General features: G+C 64.8%; 24 protein-coding genes. 9 read left to right on the forward strand and 15 right to left on the reverse strand.

The window, feature by feature from the left end; all coding sequences use genetic code 11:
- The first annotated feature begins 12 nt into the window (after nt 1–12).
- Both RIdsm_RS00450 and RIdsm_RS00455 read left to right on the forward strand, forming a co-directional pair.
- Complete coding sequence (locus RIdsm_RS00450; protein ID WP_057817417.1) at nt 13–723, forward strand: DsbA family protein; 711 nt, start codon at nt 13–15, stop codon at nt 721–723.
- Nucleotides 720–1,835 carry a CaiB/BaiF CoA transferase family protein gene (locus RIdsm_RS00455; protein WP_057817415.1) on the forward strand — a complete coding sequence of 372 codons (1,116 nt, stop codon included), beginning with the start codon at nt 720–722 and terminating at the stop codon, nt 1,833–1,835. The genes RIdsm_RS00450 and RIdsm_RS00455 overlap by 4 nt, the downstream gene beginning before the upstream one ends.
- A 27-nt stretch (nt 1,836–1,862) precedes the next feature.
- On the opposite strand, the gene lpxK is transcribed toward RIdsm_RS00455, so the two are convergent.
- Both lpxK and RIdsm_RS00465 read right to left on the reverse strand, forming a co-directional pair.
- On the reverse strand, nt 1,863–2,852 hold the full coding sequence (gene lpxK, locus RIdsm_RS00460) for a tetraacyldisaccharide 4'-kinase (RefSeq protein ID WP_057817413.1): 990 nt from the start codon (nt 2,850–2,852) through the stop codon (nt 1,863–1,865).
- Entirely contained in the window at nt 2,852–4,066 is a 1,215-nt protein-coding gene (locus RIdsm_RS00465; RefSeq protein WP_057817411.1) for a 3-deoxy-D-manno-octulosonic acid transferase, read from the reverse strand. The genes lpxK and RIdsm_RS00465 overlap by 1 nt, the downstream gene beginning before the upstream one ends.
- A gap of 178 nt (nt 4,067–4,244) precedes the next feature.
- Here RIdsm_RS00465 and RIdsm_RS00470 point away from each other — a divergent pair, with 178 nt between their 5' ends.
- On the forward strand, nt 4,245–5,012 hold the full coding sequence (locus RIdsm_RS00470; RefSeq protein WP_236553341.1) for a glutamine amidotransferase: 768 nt from the start codon (nt 4,245–4,247) through the stop codon (nt 5,010–5,012).
- A 4-nt stretch (nt 5,013–5,016) separates the two neighbouring features.
- Here the strand turns inward: RIdsm_RS00470 and rpiB are convergent, their stop codons facing one another.
- The 7 genes from rpiB to RIdsm_RS00505 form a co-directional block, all read right to left on the reverse strand.
- Complete coding sequence (gene rpiB, locus RIdsm_RS00475; protein ID WP_057817409.1) at nt 5,017–5,469, reverse strand: ribose 5-phosphate isomerase B; 453 nt, start codon at nt 5,467–5,469, stop codon at nt 5,017–5,019.
- A gap of 145 nt (nt 5,470–5,614) precedes the next feature.
- Nucleotides 5,615–6,958: a S41 family peptidase gene (locus RIdsm_RS00480; RefSeq protein ID WP_057817408.1), complete on the reverse strand. Its 1,344-nt coding sequence runs from the start codon at nt 6,956–6,958 to the stop codon at nt 5,615–5,617.
- Between the two features lie 7 nt (nt 6,959–6,965).
- Nucleotides 6,966–8,099 carry a murein hydrolase activator EnvC family protein gene (locus RIdsm_RS00485; RefSeq protein ID WP_057817405.1) on the reverse strand — a complete coding sequence of 378 codons (1,134 nt, stop codon included), beginning with the start codon at nt 8,097–8,099 and terminating at the stop codon, nt 6,966–6,968.
- The gene (gene gpmI, locus RIdsm_RS00490; RefSeq protein ID WP_057817403.1) at nt 8,096–9,613 is read right to left on the reverse strand and encodes a 2,3-bisphosphoglycerate-independent phosphoglycerate mutase; all 1,518 of its coding nucleotides are present in this window, start codon (nt 9,611–9,613) and stop codon (nt 8,096–8,098) included. Before gpmI ends, RIdsm_RS00485 begins: the two co-directional genes overlap by 4 nt.
- A gap of 107 nt (nt 9,614–9,720) precedes the next feature.
- Nucleotides 9,721–10,191 carry a 23S rRNA (pseudouridine(1915)-N(3))-methyltransferase RlmH gene (rlmH, locus tag RIdsm_RS00495; protein ID WP_057817401.1) on the reverse strand — a complete coding sequence of 157 codons (471 nt, stop codon included), beginning with the start codon at nt 10,189–10,191 and terminating at the stop codon, nt 9,721–9,723.
- The gene (rsfS, locus tag RIdsm_RS00500) at nt 10,192–10,581 is read right to left on the reverse strand and encodes a ribosome silencing factor (RefSeq protein ID WP_082647429.1); all 390 of its coding nucleotides are present in this window, start codon (nt 10,579–10,581) and stop codon (nt 10,192–10,194) included.
- A 989-nt stretch (nt 10,582–11,570) separates the two neighbouring features.
- On the reverse strand, nt 11,571–12,890 hold the full coding sequence (locus tag RIdsm_RS00505; protein ID WP_057817399.1) for a mechanosensitive ion channel family protein: 1,320 nt from the start codon (nt 12,888–12,890) through the stop codon (nt 11,571–11,573).
- A gap of 98 nt (nt 12,891–12,988) precedes the next feature.
- Here RIdsm_RS00505 and RIdsm_RS00510 point away from each other — a divergent pair, with 98 nt between their 5' ends.
- Entirely contained in the window at nt 12,989–13,915 is a 927-nt protein-coding gene (locus RIdsm_RS00510) for a histone deacetylase family protein (protein WP_057817397.1), read from the forward strand.
- A gap of 4 nt (nt 13,916–13,919) precedes the next feature.
- On the opposite strand, the gene RIdsm_RS00515 is transcribed toward RIdsm_RS00510, so the two are convergent.
- Nucleotides 13,920–14,855 carry a LysR substrate-binding domain-containing protein gene (locus tag RIdsm_RS00515; protein WP_057817395.1) on the reverse strand — a complete coding sequence of 312 codons (936 nt, stop codon included), beginning with the start codon at nt 14,853–14,855 and terminating at the stop codon, nt 13,920–13,922.
- Between the two features lie 201 nt (nt 14,856–15,056).
- Between RIdsm_RS00515 and RIdsm_RS00520 the strand changes: the two genes are divergently transcribed.
- From RIdsm_RS00520 to RIdsm_RS00540, 5 genes are all read left to right on the forward strand, one after another.
- On the forward strand, nt 15,057–16,013 hold the full coding sequence (locus RIdsm_RS00520) for an ABC transporter substrate-binding protein (RefSeq protein ID WP_057817393.1): 957 nt from the start codon (nt 15,057–15,059) through the stop codon (nt 16,011–16,013).
- A 148-nt stretch (nt 16,014–16,161) separates the two neighbouring features.
- Nucleotides 16,162–17,190 (forward strand): quaternary amine ABC transporter ATP-binding protein, encoded by a 1,029-nt coding sequence (locus RIdsm_RS00525; RefSeq protein ID WP_057817390.1) that lies wholly within the window; start codon nt 16,162–16,164, stop codon nt 17,188–17,190.
- A gap of 1 nt (nt 17,191) precedes the next feature.
- Nucleotides 17,192–19,171, forward strand: coding sequence for an ABC transporter permease (locus RIdsm_RS00530; protein WP_057817388.1), 1,980 nt, complete (start codon nt 17,192–17,194; stop codon nt 19,169–19,171).
- A complete protein-coding gene (locus RIdsm_RS00535) occupies nt 19,171–19,551 on the forward strand; it encodes a cupin domain-containing protein (RefSeq protein WP_057817386.1) in 381 nt (126 codons plus the stop codon). Before RIdsm_RS00530 ends, RIdsm_RS00535 begins: the two co-directional genes overlap by 1 nt.
- Entirely contained in the window at nt 19,551–21,923 is a 2,373-nt protein-coding gene (locus RIdsm_RS00540; RefSeq protein ID WP_057817384.1) for a trimethylamine N-oxide demethylase, read from the forward strand. The genes RIdsm_RS00535 and RIdsm_RS00540 overlap by 1 nt, the downstream gene beginning before the upstream one ends.
- A gap of 144 nt (nt 21,924–22,067) precedes the next feature.
- On the opposite strand, the gene RIdsm_RS00545 is transcribed toward RIdsm_RS00540, so the two are convergent.
- From RIdsm_RS00545 to RIdsm_RS00565, 5 genes are all read right to left on the reverse strand, one after another.
- On the reverse strand, nt 22,068–22,802 hold the full coding sequence (locus tag RIdsm_RS00545) for an SDR family oxidoreductase (RefSeq protein WP_057817383.1): 735 nt from the start codon (nt 22,800–22,802) through the stop codon (nt 22,068–22,070).
- Entirely contained in the window at nt 22,799–24,331 is a 1,533-nt protein-coding gene (locus RIdsm_RS00550; RefSeq protein WP_057817381.1) for an ATP-dependent DNA helicase, read from the reverse strand. Before RIdsm_RS00550 ends, RIdsm_RS00545 begins: the two co-directional genes overlap by 4 nt.
- 44 nt (nt 24,332–24,375) lie before the next feature.
- Nucleotides 24,376–25,011 (reverse strand): acyl-homoserine-lactone synthase, encoded by a 636-nt coding sequence (locus tag RIdsm_RS00555; RefSeq protein WP_057817378.1) that lies wholly within the window; start codon nt 25,009–25,011, stop codon nt 24,376–24,378.
- Between the two features lie 87 nt (nt 25,012–25,098).
- On the reverse strand, nt 25,099–25,827 hold the full coding sequence (locus RIdsm_RS00560) for a helix-turn-helix transcriptional regulator (protein ID WP_057817376.1): 729 nt from the start codon (nt 25,825–25,827) through the stop codon (nt 25,099–25,101).
- Entirely contained in the window at nt 25,766–25,975 is a 210-nt protein-coding gene (locus tag RIdsm_RS00565; protein WP_057817374.1) for a hypothetical protein, read from the reverse strand. Before RIdsm_RS00565 ends, RIdsm_RS00560 begins: the two co-directional genes overlap by 62 nt.
- Nucleotides 25,976–26,039: the final 64 nt, after the last annotated feature.

Consider the following 26,039-nt stretch of genomic DNA (forward strand, 5'->3'; position numbering starts at 1 on the left):
AGGAATTCCGCGATGAACCGCATGATCGTTTCCGGGGGCCTGGCCCTCGCTCTTGTTGCCGGCCTGGCCTGGTGGCTGAACTCGGCCCCGACGCCGGCGCAGTCCGAGCTGCCTTTCGCCGCCGTCAACGCGCAGGAAAGCGACGCCGAGACCGAGGAAGGCGCAGAAGCCGCCGAGGAGGAGATCGACACCTCGACCATTGTCGAGATGTCGATGGGCAACCCCGACGCCGAGGTCACGCTGATCGAATACGCGTCGTTCACCTGCCCGCATTGCGCCAACTTCCACCAGAACCAGTTCAAGGAGCTGAAGGCGGATTACATCGACACCGACAAGATCAACTTCATCTACCGTGATGTCTATTTCGACCGCTACGGCCTGTGGGCCGCGATGGTCGCGCGCTGTGGCGGGCAGGAACGGTTCTTCGGCATTTCCGACATGCTTTATACCCAGCAGCGCGACTGGATCGGTAACGGGCAGGACCCGGTCGCGATCGCCGACCGGCTGCGCAAGATCGGTAAGGTTGCCGGGCTGGACGACGATCAGCTCGAGGCGTGCCTGACCGACAACCAGAAGGCCAAGACGTTGGTCGCCTGGTACCAGGAGAACGCCGAGGAAGACGATATCACCTCGACGCCGACGCTGGTGATTAACGGCGAGAAGCACTCGAACATGGCCTATGACGAGCTGAAAGAGGTTCTCGACGAGGCGCTCGGCGAATGAAGCAGGCACCGCTGGCCGGGTTGAAGGTTGTCGAGCTGGCCCGCATCCTGGCCGGGCCGTGGGCCGGGCAGACGCTGGCCGACCTGGGCGCCGAAGTGATCAAGGTGGAAAGCCCCGCGGGCGACGATACCCGCGCGTGGGGCCCGCCCTTCATCGAGCGAGAGGGCGACCGGACGGCGGCCTATTTCCATTCCTGCAACCGGGGCAAGGCCAGCGTGGCCGTCGATTTCCGCACCGAGGCGGGGCAGGCCCGGGTGCGGGAGCTGGTGGCGGATGCGGATATCCTGATCGAGAATTTCAAGGTGGGTGGTCTGGCCAAGTACGGCCTGGATTATGCCAGCCTGTCGGAGCTGAACCCCGGGCTGATCTATTGCTCGATCACCGGGTTCGGGCAGGATGGGCCGTATGCGCACCGGGCCGGGTATGACTACATCATCCAGGGCATGTCGGGGCTGATGTCGATCACCGGCGAGCCCGAGGGCCAGCCGCAGCGTGCGGGCGTGGCGGTGACGGACCTGTTCACCGGGCTCTATTCCGTGGCCGGTATCCTTGCCGCGCTGCATCAGCGCGAGCGTACCGGGCGGGGGCAGCATATCGACATGGCGCTGCTCGATTGCGCCGTGGCGGCGACGGCGAACCAGGCGATGAACTATCTCTCGACCGGCACGCCGCCGGGACGGACGGGGAATTATCACCCCAACCTTGCACCCTACCAGGTGTTCGACTGTGCCGACGGCTATATCATCATCGCCACGGGCAATGATGCGCAATACCAGCGGCTGTGCCGGGTGCTGGGCTGTGATGACCTGGCGGAGGCGCCGGAGTATCTGAGGAACGCCGACCGGGTGGCGAATCGGGAGGCGTTGATCGCAGCGCTGACGGCGCGGACGGTGACGTTTTCCAAGGCCGGTCTGCTGGCGGCCTGCGAAGCCGATGGCATTCCCGCCGGGCCGATCAACGACCTGTCGGAAGTGTTCGACGACCCGCAGGTGAAGGCGCGGGGGATGCAGGTGGATTTCGACGGCGTGCCGGGGGTGCGCGGGCCCTTCAGGTTCTCCGATGCCGACCTCGCGCTGAACCGGGCGTCGCCGAAGCTGGGCGAGGATGGGTAATATGTGGGGTGGTGGGTTTCACCCACCCTACAACAGCTTATCCAACGCCTGATCGAAGGCCGACCAATCCTCTATTTCGAGTCTAACCGGCAGGGTCAGCACCTTCTGGCGGAAGGCTTGTGGCAGGCGAACGGCGTCTTTCTCGGTGGTGACAAGCTGGGCGTTCAGCAGTTTCGCCTCGGCTTCCAGCCGTGTCATCAGGGCCTGCGTCAGCGGCTGGTGATCCTCCAGCGCCTCGGCGCGGGAGAGTTCGGCGCCGAGCGAGCGGAGGGTGGCGAAGAATTTCTCGGGGTGGCCTATGCCGGCGAAGGCGAGGAAGCGGGTGTCGGACCAGTCCATGCCGGTTTGCAGCGGGGCGAGGTGGCCGGTGAGCCTAGGTTTGGTGATCGCCTGACCCCAGTCTTTTTGAAAGGTTTCCTGCGCGGGTTCGGGCCCGATGCTGAGCAGCAGGTCGGCGCGGGAGAGGCCGGCCGCTACGGGCTCGCGCAGGGGGCCGGCGGGAATGCAAAGCCCGTTGCCGAAGCCCTTGGCAGCGTCGACCACGACGAGCGAGAGATCTTTCGCCACGGAGGGGTTTTGGAACCCGTCATCCATTACGATCACATCGGCCCCGGCCTTGACGGCGGCCTGGGCGGCAGCCGCCCGGTCGCGGCCGATCCAGACGCGGGTGAAGGCGGCGATTAGCAGGGGTTCGTCGCCCACTTCTGCATAACCGTGGGTCTTCGGGTCGACCTCGACCGGGCCGGTCAGGGTGCCACCATAGCCACGGGAGACGACGGCGGGGGTGAGACCCTTCTCCTGCAGCCGTTGGACCAGAGCGATCACGGTTGGGGTCTTGCCCGTGCCGCCGGCGTTGAGATTGCCGACGCAGATGACCGGCACGCCGGGCTTCACGCCTTGCCCGCGCGCCAGCCGCCGGGCGGTGGCGCGGGCGTAGAGGGCGCCCAGGGGCGACAGCAGCCGCGCCATCGCACCGGGCTTCGTTGGGGGATTGTCCCAGAAGGGCGGCGCGCGCATCAGGTGACCGTCCGTTCGTCGAGCGCGGTGAGGATGGCGTCGACGAGCTGATCCATCACCGCGGCGCTTTGGGTGGCGACGTCCCACGCGGCGTGGGCCATGGCGGCCGACTGGTCGGGCGGGATGACGCGCTGTACGGCCTCGGCGAGCGTGTGGACATCGCGGACGATGCGGGCCGCGCCGGCCTCGGCGAAGCGGGAATAGGCGGCGAGATAGGTGCGGATATTGGGCCCGTATAGGATGGCCGAGCCGTGTGCCGCCGGTTCGTTCGGGTCGCTGCCATGGGCGCCGGCGATGAGCGAACTGCCCATGAAGCAGATCGGGGAAATCCGGTACCAGAGGCCGAGCTCGCCGCGGGTGTCGGCAAGGATCACCTGGGTCGTTTCATCCGGAAGGGACCCTTCCGACCAGGTGATGTAGCGCATGCCGCTGGCCTTGAGCGCCTCGTGATAGGGGGCTGTGTCGTCGGGGTCGGCGGGGGCGATGACCAGAAGGACACGGTGCGACATGCCGATCACCGCCTCGTTCGCTTCGAGCACGGTGGAGAGTTCATCCACATGCAGGCGCGCCGCCAGCCAGATCGGGCGGCCGCGCAAGAGGCCGGTCAGCTCTTCGTGGTCGCTTTCGTTATAGGGCAGGGGCTTCGATTCCTCGCGCAGGGCGCCGGTGACGCGGATCGTGGTGTCGCGCAGGCCGACGCGGCGGCGGAGGAAGGTTTCGGTGCCCTGCGTGCGGGCCATGATGAAGGCGAAGCGGCGTAGGGCGGTGCGGCTGGAGCTGGGCAGAAGGCGCCAGCCGGGCTGGGTGAGCCGGGCTTCGTCGGCGTCGACGAGGTAGAGCGGCATGCCGGTGCGGTGGGCGGCGCTCAGGATGGCGGGTTTCAGGTCACCGGCTGTCCAGACGCAGAGATCGGGGCGCCAGTGAGAGACGAACGCCTGGGCCGCAGCGGAGGTGTCGGCAGGGGTGGGGTGGATATAGACGCTCGCCGGCTCCTGCGGGAGGATATCGGGGGCGCCGGTCAACAGAACGTGGATGTCGGGCCGGGCGTTGGCCAGCCGGTCGGCAAGATGTAGCGCCACGTCGGCATGGGTGCGGGTGGTGGCGTGGCACCAGACGACCTCGCCCTCGGGACGCGAGGGCAGGTCTGCCTCGTGCTCGCCCGTGCCCGCTGGGGCCGGGCTCAGGTATGACCCCAGTTTGCGCGCCCCTCCCATGGCCGGATCAGCCGAGTCGCGCGGTCGCGGGCGCCGCGGCCTCTTGATCGCGGAGGCGGTGCTGGCTGTGTGTCATGGCGCGTCCTCTCGCGGGCCTCAAATCGGGCGCAGGGTAGACCTTTGCCCGGCAGGGTCAAGCATGGCGCCTTGACGGAAGCCGGGAAAGGGGCGAGTCAGGATGGCAGTCACAAGCGGGATATTCCACCTCATGCCCAAGCCCTTCCTCGTGCTGCAACTGCGCCCCGAAACCGAGGCCGCCGACGATGAATTCGCGGCGATCCTGCGCAAGGGCGGGCTGGAGGAGGGGCAGGTGCGGCGCATCCGGCTGGATCAGGAGGATCTGCCGGGCGATCTGCGGCTTGACGCGTTGTCTGGCGTGATTGTGGGCGGCGGCCCCGGCTGTGTGAGTGACGCGCCGGAGGAGAAATCGCAGGTCGAGGCCCGGATCGAGGCGCAGGTGCTGTCGCTGATGCCGGAGATCACAGAGCGCGACTTTCCCTTTCTCGGCTGCTGCTATGGGATCGGTATTCTGGGCAAGCACCTGGCCGGCGATGTCAGCAAGCGGGCGCATTCGGAGCCGGTTGGCACCTCGGCCTGCGAGGTGACGGCGGAGGGGAAGGACGACCCACTGCTGGATGGTGTGCCGACGGCGTTCGATGCGTTCGTGGGCCACAAGGAGGCATTGCAGGCGCTGCCGCAGGGGTGCGTGCATCTGGTCAGGTCGGAGGCCTGCCCGTTCCAGATGGTCCGGCATGGCGCGCATGTCTATGCCACGCAATTCCACCCCGAGGCCGATGCGGACGGGTTCGAGACCCGTATCCGCATCTATCGCAACAAGGGGTATTTTCCGCCCGAGACGGCGGATGAGCTGATCTGCATGTGCCGTGCGGCCGAGGTATTCGCGCCGGAGATGATCCTGCGGAACTTCGTGGCGCGGTACGGCTAGAGGCTTACGCCTCCTCGACCGCCTCGATCATGTCGACCCGGGTGGCGTGGCGGCCGCCTTCGAACTCGGCCTCGAGGAAGGCATCGACGATGTCGAGCGCCAGCCCCTCGCCCACGACCCGCGCGCCCAGCGACAGGATGTTGGCGTCGTTGTGCTGGCGGATCATCCGGGCGGAGAACGTGTCGGAGCAGACACCGCAGCGGATGCCCTTCACCTTGTTGGCGGCCATCATGATGCCCTGACCTGTGCCGCAGAGGATGATACCGAGCGCGCAATCGCCCGAGGCGACCTTTTCGGCGGCGGCCTGCCCGTGCTTGGGGTAATGGGTGCTTTCGGGGGTCATCGGCCCGATATCGACGGCTTCCCATCCGGCGGCGGTGATGTGCTCGGCGATCGCCTGGCGAAGCGCGATGGCGGCGTGGTCGCTGGAAAGGACGATGCGTTTGCTGGCTGTCATGGGAAGGCCCCGATCTAGGATGGTGTCGCTGGGAGGTGGCCGTTGGCCGGTCACCGCCCGACTAGCAAACGTACCGGGGTTTCGGAAGCCCCAAAGGAAAAGGCCGCGGGCGATGCCGCGGCCTTTTCGTTGACTGTGATCCGGATCACTCTTTGCCGGTGAGCGCCGTGAGACCCTTGAGGATGTCGATGGCGTAGGCCAGCTGGTAATCCTCGTCGCGCAGCTTGGCGGCCTCTTCGGCGCGCTCCTGCTCTTCCTCGATCTGGCGGATCTCGTCTTCGGAGAGGCTGTCATTGTCCAGCCGGCCGCGCAGATCGGCTTCAGAGCGCGAGCGCGGGGTGGTCGATTCCTCCTCGTCGTCCTCTTCGCTGGCGGCGGGGCGGCGGGGCTGGGCGACGACGATGTCGGGCGACACGCCGAGCGCCTGGATCGAACGGCCCGACGGCGTGTAGTAGCGGGCTGTCGTGAGGCGCATCGCGCCGTCACCGCGCAGCGGCATGACCGTCTGGACCGAGCCCTTGCCGAAGCTCTTGGTGCCGACCACGATGGCGCGGCGGTGATCCTTGAGGGCGCCGGCAACGATTTCCGATGCGCTGGCCGAGCCGCCGTTGATCAGGACCACCATCGGCAGACCTTCGGCCAGGTCGCCGGCGGTGGCGTTGAAACGCTCGCCATCCTCGGGGTTGCGGCCCCGGGTGCTGACGATCTCGCCCTTGTCGAGGAACGCGTCGGAGACCTTGATCGCCTGGGTCAGAAGGCCGCCCGGGTTGTTGCGCAAGTCGAGCACGATGCCCGAGACCTTGTCCATGCCGCCGGCTTCCTCGACCTGTTCGTTGAACCCGCTTTCGAGGTTCTTGAAGGTCTGGTCGTTGAAGGTCGTCACGCGCAGGACCACGGTGTTGCGCTCGGTCCGGGCGCGGACGGCGGTCAGCTTGATCGTGTCGCGGATGATCGACAGGTCGAAGGGTTCGGCCTCGCCTTCGCGCACCACGGTGATGACGATTTCCGAGCCGACCGGGCCGCGCATCATGTCGACCGCCTCGTCGAGGGTCAGGCCGAGGACGCTTTCGCCGTCGACATGGGTGATGAAATCGCCCGCCTCGACGCCGGCATTATCAGCCGGGGTGCCGTCGATCGGCGAGACGACCTTCACGAAGCCCTCTTCCTGGGTCACCTCGATGCCGAGGCCGCCGAACTCGCCACGGGTCTGCACGCGCATGTCGGCGGCGTCGTCGGGCGAGAGGTAGCTGGAATGCGGGTCGAGCGAGGTCAGCATGCCGTTGATGGCGGCCTCGATCAGCTCGCCCTCGTCGACCTCTTCGACATATTGGGAACGGATACGTTCGAAGATGTCGCCGAACAGGTCGAGCTGTTCATAGACATTCGTCGTCTTGGCGGCCTCCTGCGCCAGCAGGGGCGCGGCGACCTGGGTTGTCACGACCACGCTGGCCAGCGTTCCGGCCAGCGCAGCCATCAGGAATTTCTTCATGGGTTCGTCATCCTCTGTCTGTCTTGAACCACGCTTCTGGATCTACCGGCGTGTTGTCCTGCCTGACCTCTACATAAAGCGTTTCCGTCTGTCCGGCACCCGTGCCGCTGCCCTCGCGGGTCAGAAGATCATCAGCGCCGGTATCCGGGCCGCCCATAAGGCCGACCGGGCTGCCGCCTGGCAGCACCTCGCCTGTCTTCCCATAGACCACATCAAGCCCAGCAATCACAAGTAAAATGCCTGCCTGTGGCTCGAGAATGATCACATTCCCGTAATCCAGCAACGAGCCGCGATAGCGCACCGTGGCAGGGGCGGGGGTGGTCACCAATGCGCGCGGCCGGGTGGCCATCACGATGCCGGGGCGTGTGATGCCGGCGGCGTCGGCCTCGCCCGCGCGGCGCAGGATGGTACCCTTGACCGGCAGCGGCAGTTCGCCCTTGCGGTCGGAGATACCCGGCAGGCTTCCGGGGGCCTCGTTCACCGCGATCTGGCTGAGGCCGCTGGCGAACCCTTCGAGCGTTTCGGTCGAGGCCACCAGAAGAGCGGTCTGCACCGGGTCCTCGGTGAAGCGTTTGGGCAGGTCGGTGCGGTCGGCGATGGCCTGGCTGAGGGCGGTGCGGGCGGCCTGGGCGCCGGAGAGCCCTTCCTGGAGCTTGCCCGCCGCGCTTTCCTGAAGGGCGCGCAGCACGCTGACCTCCTGCAGATCCTTGCGGAGAGCGCTGGCGCGCTGGTTGAGCGCCGGGGCCACCTCGGCCAGGATCATGCCGGAGCGGGCCGTGCCGACCGGGCCGGAGGGATGAACAAGCTGCACCGGGGCTGGCGAGGCACCGATGCCCTGCAGAACGCCCAGCAATTGGGCGATTTCGCCCTCGCGGGCTTGCAGGTCGCGCGAGAGCACCTCTTCACGGATGGCGGCGCGGCGGAGCCCCTCGCGCATGGCTTCGAGCCCGTCCTCGTAGGCGCGGATCGCCTCGGTCAGGGCGCGCACGCGGTTGCGGGCGCCATCGGCCTCGTCGAGCAGCGTGCCGGCCTCCGACAGGCGGGTGGCGGCGGCGCGGGCGGCTTCGGCCGGCTCGGGCGTGTCCTGCGCCGTGGCGGCGCCGGTCAGGAAAACGGCTATGAGCGCGGCCGCCAGCCTCATGAAAGCAGGCTCTCCCCGGTCATTTCCTCGGGTTTGGACAGGCCCATCAGGTCAAGGAGGGTCGGCGCAAGGTCGGCCAGTCGGCCGGCGTGCAGGGTCGCGCCCTCGGGCCCGCCGGTCAGGATGACGGGCACCGGGTTCAGGGTGTGGGCGGTATGGGGTTTGCCGGTCTTGGGGTCGATCATGGTTTCGCAATTGCCGTGGTCTGCTGTCACGATCATCGCGCCGCCGGCCTTGTCAAGCGCGTCGAGCACCCGGCCCAGCCCCTGATCCACCGCCTCGCAGGCGGCGATGGCGGCGGAGAGGTCGCCGGTATGGCCCACCATGTCGGGGTTGGCGTAGTTCACCACGATCAGGTCGAAGCCCTGTTCGATGGCTTGGACGAAGTGATCTGTCACCTCGGCCGCCGACATTTCGGGCTGAAGGTCGTAGGTGGCCACCTTGGGGGAGGGGGCCATGTAGCGCTCTTCCCCGTCTTCGGGGGTTTCCTTGCCGCCGTTCAGGAAGAAGGTGACATGGGGGTATTTCTCGGTCTCGGCGGCGTGGAACTGCGTGAGGCCCTGCTTGGCGACCCATTCGCTCAGCGTATTTTCGGGGCGCTCGTCGGGGAAGATGCAATCCATGTAGGTGGAGTGGCGGCGGGAATACTCGGTAAAGCCGCTGACGATGGCGAAGTCGGGCCGTTTGCCGGTGTCGAAACTGTCGAAATCGGGGTCGGCAAAGGCGGCGAGGATCTCGCGTGCGCGGTCGGCGCGGAAGTTGAGGCAGAGGATGCCGTCGCCGTCTGTCATGCCTGCGTAGTCGCCCAGCACGCGGGGCTTGATGAACTCGTCGGTGCGGCCCTTGTCATAGGCGTTGGCGATGCCCTCGGCCGCGGTTTCTGCTGTGTAGCCCTTGCCCTGTGCCAGCGCCTCGTAGGCCAGTTGCACGCGTTCCCAGCGGTTGTCGCGGTCCATCGCGTAATAGCGGCCCGAAACGGTGGCGATATAGGCCCCCTTGGGCAGCGAGCGGCGCAGCGCCTCGAGATAGGATTTGGCCGAGACCGGCGCCACGTCGCGCCCGTCGGTGAAGGCGTGGATGGCGACGGGAATGCCCTGATCGGTCAGCGCGTTGGCGGCGGCGATCATGTGGGTGATATGCGAATGCACGCCACCGTCGGAGAGGACGCCGAGGATATGCGCGGTGCCGCCCGAGGCCTTCATCTTGTCGACGAAGCGCAGCACGCCGGGCAGGGTAGCAAAGGCGCCGGTTTCGATTGCCTGATCGATGCGGCGCAGGTCCATCTCGACCACGCGGCCGGCACCGATATTCATGTGGCCGACTTCCGAATTGCCCATCTGCCCTTCGGGCAGGCCGACGTCGGGGCCGTGGGTTATCAGCGTGGAGTTGGGGCAAGTGGCCATCAGCCGGTCGAAATTCGGGGTGTCGGCCAGCACGGGTGCGTTGGCCTCGGTCCGGTCGGACAGCCCCCATCCATCGAGGATGCACAGCACAACGGGTTTGGGTACGCTCATGGTCTCTCCTGCCTGTCTGGGCGCCTTCTAGCGCCATCGCGGGAGAGGGGAAACTGGTTTGCGGTAACAGGCGGGGATATGCCGCGGATTTCGGCGCCGGACATGGCCTACTCCCGGTGATAGGGGGTTCCGGCGAGGATCGAGGCGGCGCGGTAGAGCTGTTCGGAGAGCATGACGCGCACCAGCATGTGGGGCCAGACCATCTTTCCGAAGGACAGCTTGAAATCGGCCTTCTGTCGCAACGAGGCGTCGATGCCGTCGGCCCCGCCGATGACGAAGGCCGCATCGCCGCGCCCCTCGTCGCGCCAGCGGCCGAGAAGGTCGGCGAAATCCGGGGATGTCAGGAGTTTGCCGCGCTCGTCGAGCGCGATGGTGACGGCGCCCTTGGGAATCGCACGGTCGAGCAGGCCCGCTTCGGCGGCCATGCCGCCGCCCTTGCGGTCTTCGACTTCGGTGACGGTGGCGGGGCCAAGGCCCAGCGGCCGGCCCGTCCGGTCGAACCGGGTCAGGTAATCATCGAGCAAATCGCGCTCGGGGCCGGAACGCAGCCGGCCCACGGCGCAGATATGAACGCGCATTCAGCTTGGTGTCGCGGCGGCCTGATGGGTGGGCAGCCACATTTTTTCCAGCTGGTAGAACTCGCGCACTTCCGGGCGGAAGACATGGACGATCACGTCGCCCGTGTCGATCAGCACCCAGTCTCCGGTCTCCTTGCCCTCGATCTTGCTGGCGACGCCAAGCTCGGTCTTCAGGCGCTCGGCCAGTTTTTCCGAGATCGACGAGACCTGGCGGCTCGACCGGCCGGAACAGATGATCATGTAGTCGCCAATCGCGGTTTTGCCGCGAAGGTCGATCTTCACGATATCTTCGGCCTTGTCTTCTTCGAGTGAGGAAAGGACACGCTCAAGCTGTGCTTCGCTCGTTGCGGTCATTGCGGGCATGCCTTGCGCCGCAGGGTCAGCGGCCATTGCCGCGTCAGCCGTAAAAGACAGGACATTGTCCTCCTTCATTGCACACCGACCAAAGCCCCGGTGCCGGGCATGGTGTAAACGTAGCAAGCGGAAGGTGACATTTCAATGAATCACGGATGCGGCGAAATCGGCGTGGCGCTTTTGCGCCACCCCGGACCTTTCGATAAAAGAACGCCGCCGTTTTTCATAGCGCTCATGAAAACTTCAATGTCCAGATTGGAAAAATCCCCATGATGGCAAAAGCAACTTCCTTATGTGATCATCGACTTGCGACCATTTCTTCAAGTCTGGGCGATAATTGGCAGCCAGAGTGAGTGACTGCCAACACCACGTTTCTTTTGCAAAGCAACATTATTTCGCTGATACTACACGTGCCTCGGGTCTACCACCCGCATTTGCGGAAGCCAGAGGCGTCACTGAACCGATGAAAGGAAAGCGAATGAAGCTCGTAGTTGCGTTTGTTTTCCACTTGGCAGTGGTCCTATGTGCAGACATTATGCTGCACTTTGGATGGCTCCTTTTGGAAGCAGATATCGCCAAGTTGCTCGCCTAATACGCGGCGCAACGGAACCTCGGGGGCTTCGGTCCCCGGGGTTTTCTTGTCCTGTTAAATTGAGTGACCTCGGGCTCGCTACCACACGTGCCCGAGGTCCGATCTCCGAGCCTTCCAAGTTTATCTGGAAATCCTAACATTTCATTTTCAACCTGAGAGTTAGAATCTGGCTCATCGATTTAGTCACTGAAACGAAGCCAAGCAGCTCCGCCACTAGACGAATATGCTCCTCGAACTCCAGGACTGCAAGTCTATCGTTGCGGAGGTAAGCAAACATCTAATGAGTCTTGCCTGTATTTGGCCCCTTCGGTACGCACAGGTTACCAAATATTGTGGGCTTGGCAACATATTGATCAAGCTTTTGTGGCGCCGTCTGACGTTTGAACGAGTATGTGATTCTTTTTCAACAGGTTATCCACAGAAATATCCTCAGTTATGCCGAATCGGAATTGTATTCTAGCAACCGAACCTCGCGCTGCGGGAAGGGGATGGAGATGCCATTCTCCTTGAACGCGTCCCAGAGCGCCAGGTAGACGTTGCCGCGGATGTTGGTCAGTCCGCCCGTGGGGTCGGAGATCCAGAAGCGCAGGATATAGTCGACCGAGCTGTCGCCGAAGCCGACGATATGGCAGACCGGCTTCTTGAAGCTGAGCACCCGCTCGACCTTCTGCGAGGCCTCGATGGCGATGCGCCGCACCTCGTGCGGATCGTCGGCATAGGCGGTGCCGAAATAGATATCGAGCCGCACGTAATCGTTGGAGTGGGACCAGTTCACCACCTGCCCGGTGATGAGATCCTCGTTCGGGATCAGGTATTCCTTGCCGTCCCGCGTGGTGATCGAGACGTAGCGGGCGCCCAGCGAGTTGATCCAGCCGAAGGTTTCGCCGAGGCTGATGACGTCGCCCGGTTTGATCGACCGGTCGAGCAGCAGGATGACCCCCGAGACCAGGTTTGAAACCACCTTTTGCAGGCCGAAGCCGAGGCCCACGCCGATGGCGCCCGAGAGCACCGCGAGGCCGGTCAGGTCGACGCCGACCGCCTTCAGCCCGATGAAGAAAGCCGCGCCGTAGAGGACGACCTGCAGGAGCTTGATCGCCAGCACCTGCATCGAGGGTGAGATGTCGGCGTTGCTGCGTATGCGGGCCGAGGTGGTGCCCGAGATGAAGCGTGCGCCGTACATCAGCAGGATGATCACCGCGATGGCCTGCAGCACGATCCAGGCCGAGAGGCGCATCTCGCCGATCTCGATCGCCGCGCTTTCCAGGAGCGATTGCGCCTCGTCCGTCAGGTCGAGGATGGAGAGGGTCACCCATGTCCAGCCGACATAGCGCACGACCGAACGCACGAAGCCATTGGCGATCAGCCGCGTGACGATGGCGATGATCAGCCAGGCCAGCGCCAGTTGTGCCACGATGGCCAGCAGGTACGACCGGCTGGGCCATGTCATCTCGCGCATGATCCAGACGGCGGGCCAGCTTAGCAGGACGAAGAAGATCAGCCGCAGCCGCCGGTGAATGAGCACCAGGAAGCGCATCCGCCATTTCGGCCAGCCTTCGCGCGTGCGCATCCAGTTGTGCAGGCGCGGCCCGAAAAGCCGGGCAAGGATATGCGCGACCACCGCCAGGGCGACGATGATGCCCACCTGGTAGGCGTTCCACGGCCGGAGCAGGTTCAGGCCGAAGGTGTATAGCTGCTCCCACACGCCGAGGGCGATTTTCTGCGCGTCCTCGAGGGCGTTTATTTCCTCATCCATGACGGAAGATTTACATGGGATGCGGCACCCGGCAAGTCTGCACTGGACATGGGCGGCATCTGGCGTAGGCTCGGCACCCGCGACAGACGGAGAGTACGATGACTACGCTTCTAGTGACCCATGACGATTGCAGCCACCATGTCACGCCCCCGGGCCACCCCGAGCGCGTTGCGCGGCTGGAGCATCTGTTGCCGGCTCTGGAGGGCAAGGCCCTGACCCGGATCGAGGCGCCGGAGGCGAGCGAGGAGGATGTCTGTCTGGTTCACCCGAAATCCTATGTCGACTGGGTGCGCGGGTCGGAGCCGGCGGAGGGTACGGTCTCGCTCGATGCCGATACACATATGTCGCCGGGCTCGTACAAGGCCGCGATGCGGGCCGTGGGCGGGGCGATCAGGGCCGTCGACATGGTGCTTGCGGCCGAGGCGCAGAACGCGTTCGTCGCCACGCGCCCGCCGGGGCACCATGCGGAGACCGAAACGCCGATGGGCTTCTGCCTCTTCGGCAATGTCGCCATCGCCGCAAAGCACGCGCTTGACCGGAAGGGGCTGTCGCGGGTCGCCATCGTCGATTTCGACGTGCACCACGGGAACGGGACGCAGGATTTGCTGTGGTCCGAGGCGCGCACGCTGTTCGTGTCGTCGCACCAGATGCCGCTCTGGCCCGGCACCGGCGCCCCGGACGAGCGCGGCGCGCACGACAATATCATCAACGTGCCGCTGGCCCCCGGAACGGTGGGGGAGGGGTTCCGTTATGCCTACGAGGGGCAGGTTTTCCCGCGGTTGGAGGAATTCAAGCCGGAGCTGGTGATCATCTCGGCCGGGTTCGACGCGCACAAGGCCGACCCGCTGGCGAACCTGAGCCTTGTCGAGGACGATTTTGCCTGGATCACCCAGAAACTGTGCGCCATCGCCGACCGGCATGCCGACGGGCGCGTCGTTTCCGTGCTCGAAGGCGGATATGACCTTGGCGGCCTGTCGCGGAGCGGGGCGGCGCATGTCGACGAATTGATCCGCGCGGGCGGTTGATGGGTTACGGTACGTTGTTGGCGTAGCGGGTGCGCGCGGCGCTTTCACTCAGCAGCCATTGTGCGACGACGTCGCTTTCTGCATGGGCCTTGGCGCCGTTCCGCCGGAGCAGGTAATAGCCCGACTCGGTGCGCACATGCTTGTCGCCCAGCGGCTTGACGAGGGTGCCGGCCTGCAGGTGCCGGTCGACAAGATGGCCCCAGCCCAGCGCGATGCCCAGCCCGTCGACCGCCGCCTGTATCGCCAGCGGATAGGTGTTCACGAAGGTCGACAGGCGCACGCTGGCCGGGTCGACGCCCTGCCGGCCGAGCCATGTCTTCCAGTTCAGCCATTCGGTGTGGTTGTTCGTGACCTCGATCAGCGATTGTGCCGGCAGGTGTTCGACCGCCTCGACACGGGGCTCGCAGAGCAGGTAGCCCGGCGCGCAGACCGGAAACACCGTTTCGCCGAACAGCTTTTCGGCGGTGTAGCCTTTCCAGTCGCCATCGCCGCGCAGGATGGTCAGGTCGAAATGCTCGGCCAGGCATTCGCTGTCGAGATCCGACGACACGAGGCTGATGGTGATGTTGGCGTTCGACTGGTGAAACTTGCGCAGGCGCGGCATCAGCCAGAGGGAGGAGACGGAATTGGTGGCCGCCATCCGCACCGTGCTGCGCTGGCGTTCGCTCAGCATGTTTTCCGACGCGCGCTCCAGCGTCTTGAGCGCGGGTACGATGCCGTTGAGAAGCTTGCGCCCGTGATCGGTCAGGCGCACCGACCGGTGGCCGCGCACGAAGAGGGCGCAGTTGAAATGATGCTCGAGCAGACGGATCTTGCGGCTGACGGCGGTTTCACTGACGTTCAACTCTTTCGCAGCTGCGGCAAAGCTCTCGAGCTCCGCGGCCGCTTCGAAGGTCAGCAGATAGTCGAGCCGGGGTAATGCAGCCCTGTTTTCCAGCATTATTGTCGTGCCTCCCTGTCAGGCAGATCGTCAATGCACTTGCAGAAAAGGTATAGGGGTGACTCGTGTTTTGCCAAACTTTTTTTGGGGCCAACCACAACCAATTTAGAATCAGAGTTCCCCCCACGTTAAGCGATACTGACCCTGCTGAAAGAAGTGACCCGGACAAACCGGGCGCTCGAAACGCAATGGGGAGTAAACATGAAACTGACATATATGGTGTCGGCGGCCGCGCTGGGCCTTGCCACGGCAACCGCCGCTTTCGCGGCCGAGGACAGCTCGGAGCCGATCGTCATCCCGATCCACAACTGGTCGAGCCAGATCGTGATGTCGAACGTCGTCGGCCAGATGTACGAGATGATGGGCAACAACGTCGAATACGTGACCACCGACAGCCAGGCGGTCTACGAATCGGTTCGCCTGGGCGATGTGGCGCTTGAGTTGGAAGTCTGGGAAGGCGCGTTCGGGGCCTCGTTCCGCACGGCGCTGGAAAAGGGCGGGTTGCACGACGCGGGCGACCATGACGCTGTGACCCGCGAAGACTGGTGGTACCCGATGTGGACCAAGGATGCCTGCCCCGGCCTGCCGTCGTGGGAAGCGCTCAACGATTGTGCCGAGATTTTTGCGACGGCCGAGACAGGCGACAAGGGCATGTTCCTCGACGGGCCGGTCGACTGGCTCAAGCACGGCAAGGAGCGGGCCGAGGCGCTTGACCTGAATTACGTCGTGAAGAACGCGGGCTCTGCCGCCGCGCTTTGGGCGCATATCGGGGCTGCCGAATCGGACAAGACGCCGGTTCTGGTCTTCAACTGGACGCCCAACTTCGCCGAAGCCGTGTGGCCCGGTGAATTCGTCGAATTCCCCGAATGGGAAGACGGCTGCGACACCGACCCGGCCAAGGGCCCGAACCCCGACGCGCTGTATGATTGCGGCAATCCCGCCGACGGTTACCTGAAAAAGGCCGCGTGGGACGGGATGAAGGACAAGTGGCCGAACGCCTACGAGGTGCTGACCAAGGTCTCGTTCACCAATGCGCAGATCGCCGAAATGGCCAAGCTGGTCGACATCGACGAGTACGAGCCGGAAGTGGCGGCCGAAATCTGGCTGGAAGAGAACGAGGACGTCTGGAAAGCCTGGATGCCGGAAGGCGAAAGCTGATCCGCATGTTCGACACCTGCCCGGCCTTCGTGCCGGGCAGGGACATTTTCATCGCTCAGATCGCCCGGCTTTCATGCATATCGGGCGATTTGGTCACTTCGCGGACATGCCGTAAGCTTGGCATGCGCCAGCCAGGGAAAAACCGAACATGACCAGCGATACCCCCGTCATCTCCTGCCGCAATGCCTGGAAGATCTTCGGGCCCGATCCGAAAGGCTATCTCAAGTCGATGCCGGCGGGCCGCAGCTATGACGAGATCCGCGCCGATGGTTATATCGCCGGGGTCAAGGATGTCTCCGTCGACGTCGGCAAGGGCGAGATGCTTGTCATCATGGGCCTTTCGGGCTCGGGCAAGTCGACCCTCGTGCGGTGCTTCTCGCGGTTGCACGACATCACCGGCGGCACGATCGAGGTGGAGGGGCAGGATATCATGGCCCTCTCGGAGAATGACCTGATCGAGCTGCGGCGTTCGAAGATGGGTATGGTGTTCCAGTCTTTCGGGCTTTTGCCGCACCGTACCGTTCTGGAAAACGTGGCCTTCCCGCTGGAAATGCGCGGGCAGGACAAGCACGCGCGGCGCGAACGTGCGCTGGAGGTCGTCAAGCTAGTGGGGCTTGAGGGGCGGGAAGATTATTTCCCGCGTGAGCTGTCCGGCGGCCAGCAACAGCGGGTGGGCATTGCCCGCAGCCTCGCCATCGAGCCCGATATCTGGTTTCTCGACGAACCCTTCTCTGCGCTCGACCCGCTGATCCGGCGCGAGATGCAGGACGAATTCCTGCGCCTGCAGGGGATGCTGGGCAAGACCATCGTCTTCATCACCCACGATTTCGACGAGGCGCTGCGCCTGGCCGACCGCATCGCCATCATGAAGGACGGCGCGATCGAGCAATGCGACACGCCCGACCAGATCGTGCTGAACCCGCAGACGCCATACGTGCGGAAATTTACCGAGGATATCGACAAGGCCCGCGTGGTGCATGCCGGCGTTCTGGCCGGGCCGGTGAACGGCAGGGCGCCAGAGGGCGACCCGGTGCAGGGGGATCAGACGATCCTGCAACTGGCCCGGCAACTGGTGAACGATACGCGCGATTACCTGCCCGTGACCGGCAAGGACGGTGCGTTGATGGGTGTTCTGGAACGGCGAAAGGCGCTCGACGTGCTGCTGGGGGACGGGTGATATGGCCGACCTCGCCGTCAGCACCCCGGCCCGCAACCAGGCTGCCACGCAGGATCGGGTTCTGCAGATCCTGCTGGGCGCGGCGCTGGTCTTGTGCCTGGCAAAGCCGGTGTTGCCGGACTTCCTGATCCGCCTGCCTGAAGCGTGGATACCGCCGCTGGCGGAATGGCTCGATTATTTCTTCAACGTCATCGTGATCGACACGCTGCACATCAACCAGATGACCCGTTGGTTCGCCGAGGGGCCGCTGGAGTTCATGCTGGGCGTGACCGCCAACCTGTTGGAGGGCAAGTATCGCTGGCCCTACATGTCGGACCCGCTGCCGTGGTCGTCGATCGCGGCCGTGGCGACGGTGATCGGCTATTACCTCGGCGGCTGGCGCATGGCGCTGCTGGCGGGCGGGACGTTCCTTTGGACAGCCATGATGGGGCAGTGGGAGATCACCATGCAGACCCTGTCGGTGCTGGCCGTCGCGGCGCCGCTGGGGTTTCTGATTGGCCTCGTCATGGGCATCGCCGCGTGGAAGTGGCAAGCCTTCGACACCGCGATCAAGCCGCTTCTGGCGGTGATGCAGACGCTGCCCTTCTACACCTACCTTCTGCCGGCGGTGATCTTCTTCAAGGTGGGGCCGACGGCGGGCGCAATCGCCACCACGATCTATGCCACCCCGCCGATGATCCTGATGACGACGATCGGCCTGAAGAAGGTGCCGCCCGAGATCGTCGAGGCCGGCAAGATGGCCGGAAGCACGCGTTGGCAGATGCTGACGCGCGTCTTCATTCCCTCGGCCCGCACCGAGATCCTCGTCGGCGTGAACCAGGTGATCATGCTTTGCCTTGCCATGGTGGTTCTGACCGCCTTCATCGGCATGCCCGGCCTGGGGGGCAAGCTTCTGGCGATGATGAACAGCTTCAAGCTGGGCCGGTCGTTCGAGATCGGGATCACCATCGTTCTGGTCGCCATCATGCTCGACCAGTTGTCGAAAGCGTGGGTCGTCAAGCTGCCCGAACACCACGAGCGGGGCACGCCATGGTATATCCGGCACAAGTACGTTGTGCTGTCGGTCGTGGTTTTCGTGGGTTTCTACGTCCTGGCGCAATTCGTCGATTATTTCGACGAAGTGGGCCGCCGCCAGTCGCTTTCGATCGGGCGCGAGATGGACCAGTTGATCAAGGGCTTCCTCGATATCGACGTGATCCAGGCGATCACCGGGGGCATCCGTTATGTGCTCAATGTCTGGGTGCTGATCCCCTTCCGCAATGCGCTTTTGTGGATCCCGACCTCGGCCTTTATCCTGCTGATGGTGGCCTTCGCCTGGGGCGTGGGCGGCAAGCGGCCGGCGATCTATGCCGCCGTCTTCTTCACCATCATCGCCTTCACCGGCTGGTGGGACAGGTCGGTCATCACGCTTTACTCGGTGATTTCGGCGGTGATCCTGTCGATGTTCATCGGCATTCCGCTGGGCATCGTCGCGGCGCGTTCGGCCAAGTGGTCGAAGCGGATGCTGATCATCTGCGACACGGCCCAGACCTTCCCCAGCTTCATCTACCTTTTGCCCGCCATCATGCTGTTCGGCGTGTCGGACGTGACGGTGGTTCTGTCGATCGTGATCTTCACCATGGTGCCGCTGACGCGCTACACGATCGAAGGCCTGCGCGGCGTGCCGGCGGAGATGACCGAGGCCGCCGACATGTCAGGCGCCACGCGGCGACAGAAGCTGCTGAGCGTGCAACTGCCGCTGGCGATGCCGACGATGGCGGTGGGCTTCAACCAGGCGATCATGTTCGCCTTCTTCATGGTGATCATTGCCGCCTTCATCGGCACGCAGGACCTGGGCCAGGAGCTTCAGCGCACGCTGGCGGGCACCGACCTGGGCAAGAACTTCGTTCTCGGGATCAATGTCTCGCTGATGGCGTTGACCTTTGACATGGCGCTGTCGCGCTGGGCGGCGAAACGCAAGCAAGCATTGGGACTGGGCTGATGGGCACACTCGAAGACCACCGCAACGTCATCAATTTCGACAGCCCCGGCTTCGTGAAGATGCCGATGCCGGGTCTGCCGGATGAAGATGTCTGGTGGAAGAACATCTCCTATGACGAGACCGCGGGGCAAGGGAGCTACCTGATGATCATGGCGCCCGGCACCCGCTGCAACCCCCATCGCCACAACGGACCGGAGGAGTTCTATGTGGTCGAAGGGGATCTGGAAGATTGCGACGGCCACATGTACAGGGCAGGCGATTTCGTCTCGCTGTCGGGCGGATCGGCGCATTATTCGGTCTCGCATTCCGGCTGCCGGCTGGTGGTCACCCACCGCGGCGTCGTCGATGACCTGACTCAGGAGGAATTGGAGGAGACCTGATGAACGTGACCCCGGTTTTCGAAACCCCGTATGAACGGGCCGGCGTCATCACGCCCGGCCTGCCGCTATTGCCGCACGGGACCGAACGGCACCCCGTGCCCGGCGGTGGCTCGCGTGCCGTGCCGGTTTACGCGGGCGACGAGATCTCGCTGCTCGACCGCGAGGGCCTGCAATTTGGCGAGCTTGTTTTCTTCAAGCCCGACGGCACCTCCGACGCCGCCATGCTGGGCGCGGCGAGCCATGGCCGCCCCGATGGCGTGATCTCGGTGCTGGCCAATGGCTCGCGCTCGGGGGCCAAGGTGGCGAAGGCGCTCGACAAGGCGGGCTTCGACCTCGGCAAGGGGCAGGCGATCCGCGTCTTCACCGACGGCTCGCATTCCGGCGACATGGCGACCTTCCATGCGGAATGCGACGGCCTATTGATCGTTGCGGCCCCGGGCGGGCCGATGGCGCCGGAAACGCAGGAGCCGCCGACCGAACTGATCCTCTATATCCGTCGCGCCAACCCGGGCGAGGGCAAGGGCGGCATGGCCCCGCCCGACCCGCTGGCCGACCCGCTGCACGACATCAACATCCAGCCGGGCAATGCCATCAGCTACGAGGTGAAGAAGGGCGAATACATCCAGGTGCTCGACGTGCAGGGGCGGGAATGCTCCGACTTCCAGGCCTTTGCGCTGCGCGACCTCGACAAGGGGATCGAGCGGGAAATCGACCCGACCACGACGCGCACGCTGATGGGGCTTGTCTATCCGAGCCCCGGCATCTTTTCGAAATACTGGAATGTCGATCAGCAGCCGCTGGTCGAGATCGTGCAGGACACCTGTGGCCGCCACGACACGTTCGGTCTGGCCTGTACGGCGCGGTATTACGAAGAGCTGGGCTATCCCGGTCATGTCAACTGTTCCGACAACATCAACAAGGACCTCGCGCAATACAATGTCCGCCCGCGCGCCGGCTGGCCCGCGATCAACTTCTTCTTCAACACCATGCTCGACGAGACCAACGCCATCGGCATGGATGACCCGTGGTCGCGCCCCGGCGACTACGTGCTGCTGAAGGCGCTGACAGATCTCGTCTGCGTCTCGACGGCCTGCCCCTGTGACGTGGACCAGGCCAACGGGTGGAACCCCACCGACATCCAGGTGCGCACCTACGGCGCATCGGAAACCTTCAGCCGCTCCGTCGGCTACCGGAAATCTGCGGAGTCAGAATTGGAACAGACCAAGGAAACCGGCTTTCACGCCTGCTTTGCCCGCCACACGCGCGATTTCGTCGAATATAACGGCTACTGGTTGCCCAACAGCTTTACCAACCACGGGCCGGTTGCCGAATACTGGGCCTGCCGCGAGAAGGCCGCGATCATGGACCTCTCGCCGCTGCGCAAGTACGAGGTCACGGGGCCCGACGCCGAAGAGCTGATGCAGTATTGCGTGACCCGCAACGTCAAGAAGCTGGCGGTGGGGCAGCTGGTCTATACCGCCATCTGCTATGACCACGGCGGGATGATCGACGACGGCACGTTGTTCCGGCTGGGCGAGAACAATTTCCGCTGGGTCGGCGGGAATGACACGTCCGGTTTGTGGATTCGCGAACAGGCGGTGAAGCTGGGGCTGAACGCGTGGGTGCGCAGTTCCACCGACCAGTTGCACAACGTGGCGGTGCAGGGGCCGAAATCGCGCGATATCCTGAAAGACATTCTCTGGACTGCGCCAGACAAGCCGACGGTGGAGGAGCTGGGCATGTTCCGCTTCACCCCGGCGCGCCTGCATGATTTCGACGGCACGTCGATCGTGTTGGGGCGGGCTGGCTATTCCGGCGAACTGGGTTACGAGATCTTCTGCCACCCGAAGGATGCCGAGGAGGTGTTCGACACGATCTGGAAGGCGGGAGAGCCGCATGGGCTGACGCCCCTCGGCCTTGCCGCGCTCGACATGGTGCGGATCGAGGCGGGGCTGATCTTTGCCGGGTCCGAGTTCGACGACCAGACTGACCCGTTCGAGGCCGGGATCGGTTTCACCGTACCGCTCAAGTCGAAGAACGACGATTTCATCGGCCGCGCCGCGCTGGAGGAACGCAAGGCGCACCCGCAGCGCAAGATGGTGGGGCTGGAAATCGAGGCGGGGCTGGTGCCCTCGCCCGGCGACTGCCTGCGCATCGGCAAGGCGCAGGTGGGCGAGGTGACGAGCGCGCTGAAATCGCCGATCCTCGGCAAGGTGATCGCGCTGGCTCGGGTCGATGTGACCCATGCCGAACACGGCACCGAGATCGAGGTGGGCCAGCTTGACGGCCAGCAGAAGCGCCTGAAGGCGAAGGTCGTGCCTTATCCCCACTTCGATCCGACCAAGGAGCGGGTCAAGGGCAACTACGCCTGAATGGCGCCGCTCGCCGGCCCTTGCGGGCCGTCTCGCAGGGGGCGGGGCGGACCCGCCGATGGCGGCGCCTGTCGATGGGGCGGGACGCCTCCGGCGGGAGTATTTGGGGAACGGTGAAACTCCGGGGTCTTTCGCGTAGTTCCCTCAGCCGCGGCCGATATAGGGCATCTTCGTCGCCATCACCGTCATGAACTGCACGTTCGCCTCGGGCGGCATTTCCGCCATGTGCAGCACCGAGCGGGCGGCTTCCTCGACTTCCATCATGGGCTGCAGGTCGGCGCCGGGGTTGGCCTCCAGCGCCCGGGCGTTCAGCTCTTCCACCAGTTCCGACCGGGCATTGCCGATATCGATCTGTCCGCAGGCGATGTCGAACGGCCGCCCGTCGAGCGACAGGCTTCGCGTCAGGCCGGTGATCGCGTGTTTCGACGTGGTGTAGCAGACCGACCCCGGCCGCGGATTATGCGCCGAAAGCGAGCCGTTGTTGATGATGCGCCCGCCCTGGGGATCTTGCCGGCGCATCTGGCCGAAGGCGAGTTGCGCGGCAATGAACATGCCGCGGATGTTGACGTTCAAGACCTGCTCGAACCCGTCGAGCGGAATTTCGTCGATCGGACCCGCCGGCCCGAACATCCCGGCATTGTTGAAGAGCACGTCAAGCCGTCCGGCCTGTTTCACGAAGGTGGCCACCGCCGCTTGCATTGCGTCGGCATCGGTCACGTCGGCGGGCAGGGCGACGGCGTTGTCGTGCCAGTTCGCCATCGCTTCCAGCCGGTCGGCGCGGCGCGCGATCAGCCCCACTTTCCAGCCCGCATCCAGGAACACCTCTGCCGTGGCCTTGCCGATGCCCGAGCTGGCCCCGGTGATCACGATCGTCCTCATCCCTCCGTCTCCCCCTCCAGTGTCAGCGGTACCGGTGCGGTGCGCAGGTCGTCCACCCGGAGCGGCCCGGTCGGTTTCGACAGGCGGTTGCGCACGACCCAGTGCAGACGCTCCTCTGCCCGGGTGATGGCGACATAGGCCAGCCGCTTCCACAGCGGTTGGCCGGCCTCGTTTCGGCCCATGCGCGCAGCCGCATAGATATCGGGAGCGAACACCTGCACATCGGGCCATTGCGAGCCTTGTGCCTTGTGGATCGTGACCGCTGCCCCGTGCAGGAAGGTTGCGCCGAGGTTGGCGGCGAAGGGGATGAAGGGCTCCTCCTCGTCCGGCTTCTCGACCTTGATGATCGAGGCGGCGCTGAGCTGCGGATCTTCCGCGCCGATCACGTGCAGGCGCGAAAAGCCGGGCTTGCGGCCGAGCCCGAGATAGATCACCTGTGCGCCCTTGATCAGGCCGCGGGCCTCGAGATCCAGCCGTTTCTTGCGGTGCTTGAGCGGCAGTTCGATCCCGTCGCAGATCAACGGCTCGCCTTCCAGGAGTTCGGTCTCGGGGGCGCCATGTACCGCCCGGAAGGCGTTGATCAGGCGGATGCGGGTGGCGTTACGCCAGACCAGCACGGGCGAGCGCGCCATAAGGTCGACCTCGACCCGCTGCGCCCATTTTACCCGCTCGTCCCGTTGTGCCGTCTGCTCCACCAGCCTCTCGAAATCCTCGAACCCCACTTCGGGGTCGCCGAGGGTATGGGCAAGGTCGAGAATCGGGTTGTCGGCATCCTGCCGGTGGATGCGGTGCAGTTCGAGCTTCGACGGCGCGGCAAGGGTGTCGAAGACCATGCCGCCGCCTTCGCCCTTCACCGGCGGCAACTGTGCCGGATCGCCGAAGAGCAGGAGCGTCGGGAAGATCTCCTGCAGATCCTCGAACTGCTTGGCATCGAGCATCGAGGCCTCGTCGATGAAGCCGATATCCAGCGGCTCTTCCCGCCGTTTCCAGCCGGTGATGAAATCCGAGCCCCTCAGCCCCGCCGCGGCCAGGGCACCGGGGATCGACTTGTTGGTCTGGAAGAAGGCATGCGCCCGGTCGAGCGCTTGTTCGGTCAGCCCCTCGATCTCGGGCTTGTCGCCGTTGCCGGCCAGCCATTCGGCGATCTTCTCGTATTCCGGGTCATAGACGGGGGTGTAAAGGATGCGGTGAATGGTCGTCGCCGGCACGCCGCGCATCCGCAGCACGCTGGCGGCCTTGTTGGTGGGGGCGAGGATGGCCAGCGTGCGGCGGTCGCGCCGCCGGCGGCCTTCGTAATCGCCGGAGACGACCTCGACGCCCGCATCCTCCAGCGCGCGGTAGAGCGCGGCCAAGAGGAGCGTCTTGCCCGAGCCGGCCTTGCCGACCACCGCCATGACGCTTTGCTTGCCCTCGCGCGGCGGGGTCAGCAGCCCCTCGTCGAGGTCAACGCCGGCACTACGCAGCATGGCTGTGATGCGGTCATGGGCCTCGGCCTGATCTTCGGAATATGTCAGTGCGGTCGCGGTCATGGCGCGACCCTAACGGCGTGGCCCGGGCCATGCCAGCGAAAGCGTCAGGCGCTGCGGGCCAGGGCCGTTTCGTCGGCGCCGAAACTCTGCCGGACCCACAGGTCGGACAGGGCCGGGGGCACGCCCGCACGTTCGGCCACCCGGGCCCGGGCCGTTGCCGAGAACGTCCACAGGCCCACGCTGATCCGCTCACGGCCTTCGCCCTTGCCGCCCAGAACCTGTGGCGAGGCGCCGATCGCCCGGTAGATTCGGATCATGCGCGCATCGAACACGCCGGCGAAATGATCGACCCCCAGCCGCGTCATCACCTCGCCGCCGCCCAGCATCAGCGCGGCCGCCACCCGCGAGGCCGCGCCGCGGGACAGGCAGAACCGCGTGCATTCCCAAACGCGTGGGTCGTTCATGCGACGCCCGCCCAGCAAATGTTGGAAGTGATCGTCGATCATCGTGGGCCCCGTGGTTGGCAGAAGCCGGAGCGAGCCCTGGTGCTGCCCATCCTCGCCCTCCCAGATGACGTAGAGGGGGTTCAGATCGTCATAGGCGTCCCGCTCGTGCCCTCGGGCATCGACCGATACCTCCCAGCCCAGCCGGGTGGCGAACTGATCGGCGCGGTCGCGGAACATGGTGTCGGCGAGCCTGGGAAAGCGGCCGAGATCGTGAGCGTGAACGTAGCGCAGCATTATCCATCCTCTCTGCAAATCTTGCAGCGAGACGTGGAAAAAACCGGTTAAGGAAGGCCTGTCGGGGCGTACGTTGCGTGAAACGGACTAGACGAAGATCAGCCCACGGCTGAGCGCGCGGGCCACCGCGTGAACCGTGTTGATCGCGCCCAGTTTGAACCGGGCGCTTTCAATATAGACCCGCAGCGTATGCTCGGAAATCGACAGGGTTTCAGCGACCTGCGCCCGGCCATAGCCCAAAGCCAGGAGGGTCAGGGCATCGACCTCCCGCGGGCTGAGCGACAGGGTGTTGCCCGCCTCTGCCCGTTTGGGCTCGAATTCGAGCGCCTTGCGGTTGAAGTCGTGCGCGATCAGGATCAGTTCACGGCAATGGCTTTGGGTGAAATCGCGCCACGTATCGTCATCGCAATCGTGGTTGGCGGTGAAGAGCGCGAACTGTCCGTTCGGCCCCCGAAGCGGCACGGAAAAGCCCTGGGCCCCGATACCATGGGCGCGTGCATCCTCGGCAAAGGCACGCACCGCCTTGCCGGACCAATCGAGCCGTTTCCATTCGACCGGGTGAAACCGCTGGTAACAGCCAAGGACCACCGGGTCGATGCGCAGATAGTCCTTCTGCAGATAGCGGCTTACCCATTCCGGTGGATAGGTGCCGCATCCGTATTGGTCGCCATCGGCGCTGACCCAGTGATAGACGAGATGATCGATGCGGAAATGGCCGCGCAGTTCGACGATGACAGACTGCAGGTCGCCGGGGTCAGACGCCCGCTCCAAGCAGTTCAAGATCCTTTCCAGTCTCGTCGGCGGTGCCACGTTCATGACCGGGCGGTCCTTCCGCAGTCGATGCAATCTCGACCGCCGCCAGCAGGCATGTTTCGTCAATCTGCTCCGCCAGGGCCGGAAGGCCGTTCTGGTGGGCGAAAGTCCTGAGGTCGGCGAGTACGTCGAGTATCCATTCGGTTTCCATGCCGAGCCTCCACGATGAGCCTTAAAGAACGATTAACCATACCGTAGCAGCAGGAAGCTTCTGG

Origin of the sequence: Roseovarius indicus (genome assembly GCF_008728195.1) — a bacterium.
GTDB lineage: Bacteria > Pseudomonadota > Alphaproteobacteria > Rhodobacterales > Rhodobacteraceae > Roseovarius > Roseovarius indicus.

Coding starts and splice junctions, on each gene's coding strand:
- RIdsm_RS00450 (WP_057817417.1), top strand. CDS start 13: ATGAACCGCATGATCGTTTCCGGGGGCCTGGCCCTCGCTCTTGTTGCC.
- RIdsm_RS00455 (WP_057817415.1), top strand. CDS start 720: ATGAAGCAGGCACCGCTGGCCGGGTTGAAGGTTGTCGAGCTGGCCCGC.
- lpxK (WP_057817413.1), bottom strand. CDS start 2,852: ATGCGCGCGCCGCCCTTCTGGGACAATCCCCCAACGAAGCCCGGTGCG.
- RIdsm_RS00465 (WP_057817411.1), bottom strand. CDS start 4,066: ATGGGAGGGGCGCGCAAACTGGGGTCATACCTGAGCCCGGCCCCAGCG.
- RIdsm_RS00470 (WP_236553341.1), top strand. CDS start 4,245: ATGGCAGTCACAAGCGGGATATTCCACCTCATGCCCAAGCCCTTCCTC.
- rpiB (WP_057817409.1), bottom strand. CDS start 5,469: ATGACAGCCAGCAAACGCATCGTCCTTTCCAGCGACCACGCCGCCATC.
- RIdsm_RS00480 (WP_057817408.1), bottom strand. CDS start 6,958: ATGAAGAAATTCCTGATGGCTGCGCTGGCCGGAACGCTGGCCAGCGTG.
- RIdsm_RS00485 (WP_057817405.1), bottom strand. CDS start 8,099: ATGAGGCTGGCGGCCGCGCTCATAGCCGTTTTCCTGACCGGCGCCGCC.
- gpmI (WP_057817403.1), bottom strand. CDS start 9,613: ATGAGCGTACCCAAACCCGTTGTGCTGTGCATCCTCGATGGATGGGGG.
- rlmH (WP_057817401.1), bottom strand. CDS start 10,191: ATGCGCGTTCATATCTGCGCCGTGGGCCGGCTGCGTTCCGGCCCCGAG.
- rsfS (WP_082647429.1), bottom strand. CDS start 10,581: ATGGCCGCTGACCCTGCGGCGCAAGGCATGCCCGCAATGACCGCAACG.
- RIdsm_RS00505 (WP_057817399.1), bottom strand. CDS start 12,890: ATGGATGAGGAAATAAACGCCCTCGAGGACGCGCAGAAAATCGCCCTC.
- RIdsm_RS00510 (WP_057817397.1), top strand. CDS start 12,989: ATGACTACGCTTCTAGTGACCCATGACGATTGCAGCCACCATGTCACG.
- RIdsm_RS00515 (WP_057817395.1), bottom strand. CDS start 14,855: ATGCTGGAAAACAGGGCTGCATTACCCCGGCTCGACTATCTGCTGACC.
- RIdsm_RS00520 (WP_057817393.1), top strand. CDS start 15,057: ATGAAACTGACATATATGGTGTCGGCGGCCGCGCTGGGCCTTGCCACG.
- RIdsm_RS00525 (WP_057817390.1), top strand. CDS start 16,162: ATGACCAGCGATACCCCCGTCATCTCCTGCCGCAATGCCTGGAAGATC.
- RIdsm_RS00530 (WP_057817388.1), top strand. CDS start 17,192: ATGGCCGACCTCGCCGTCAGCACCCCGGCCCGCAACCAGGCTGCCACG.
- RIdsm_RS00535 (WP_057817386.1), top strand. CDS start 19,171: ATGGGCACACTCGAAGACCACCGCAACGTCATCAATTTCGACAGCCCC.
- RIdsm_RS00540 (WP_057817384.1), top strand. CDS start 19,551: ATGAACGTGACCCCGGTTTTCGAAACCCCGTATGAACGGGCCGGCGTC.
- RIdsm_RS00545 (WP_057817383.1), bottom strand. CDS start 22,802: ATGAGGACGATCGTGATCACCGGGGCCAGCTCGGGCATCGGCAAGGCC.
- RIdsm_RS00550 (WP_057817381.1), bottom strand. CDS start 24,331: ATGACCGCGACCGCACTGACATATTCCGAAGATCAGGCCGAGGCCCAT.
- RIdsm_RS00555 (WP_057817378.1), bottom strand. CDS start 25,011: ATGCTGCGCTACGTTCACGCTCACGATCTCGGCCGCTTTCCCAGGCTC.
- RIdsm_RS00560 (WP_057817376.1), bottom strand. CDS start 25,827: ATGAACGTGGCACCGCCGACGAGACTGGAAAGGATCTTGAACTGCTTG.
- RIdsm_RS00565 (WP_057817374.1), bottom strand. CDS start 25,975: ATGGAAACCGAATGGATACTCGACGTACTCGCCGACCTCAGGACTTTC.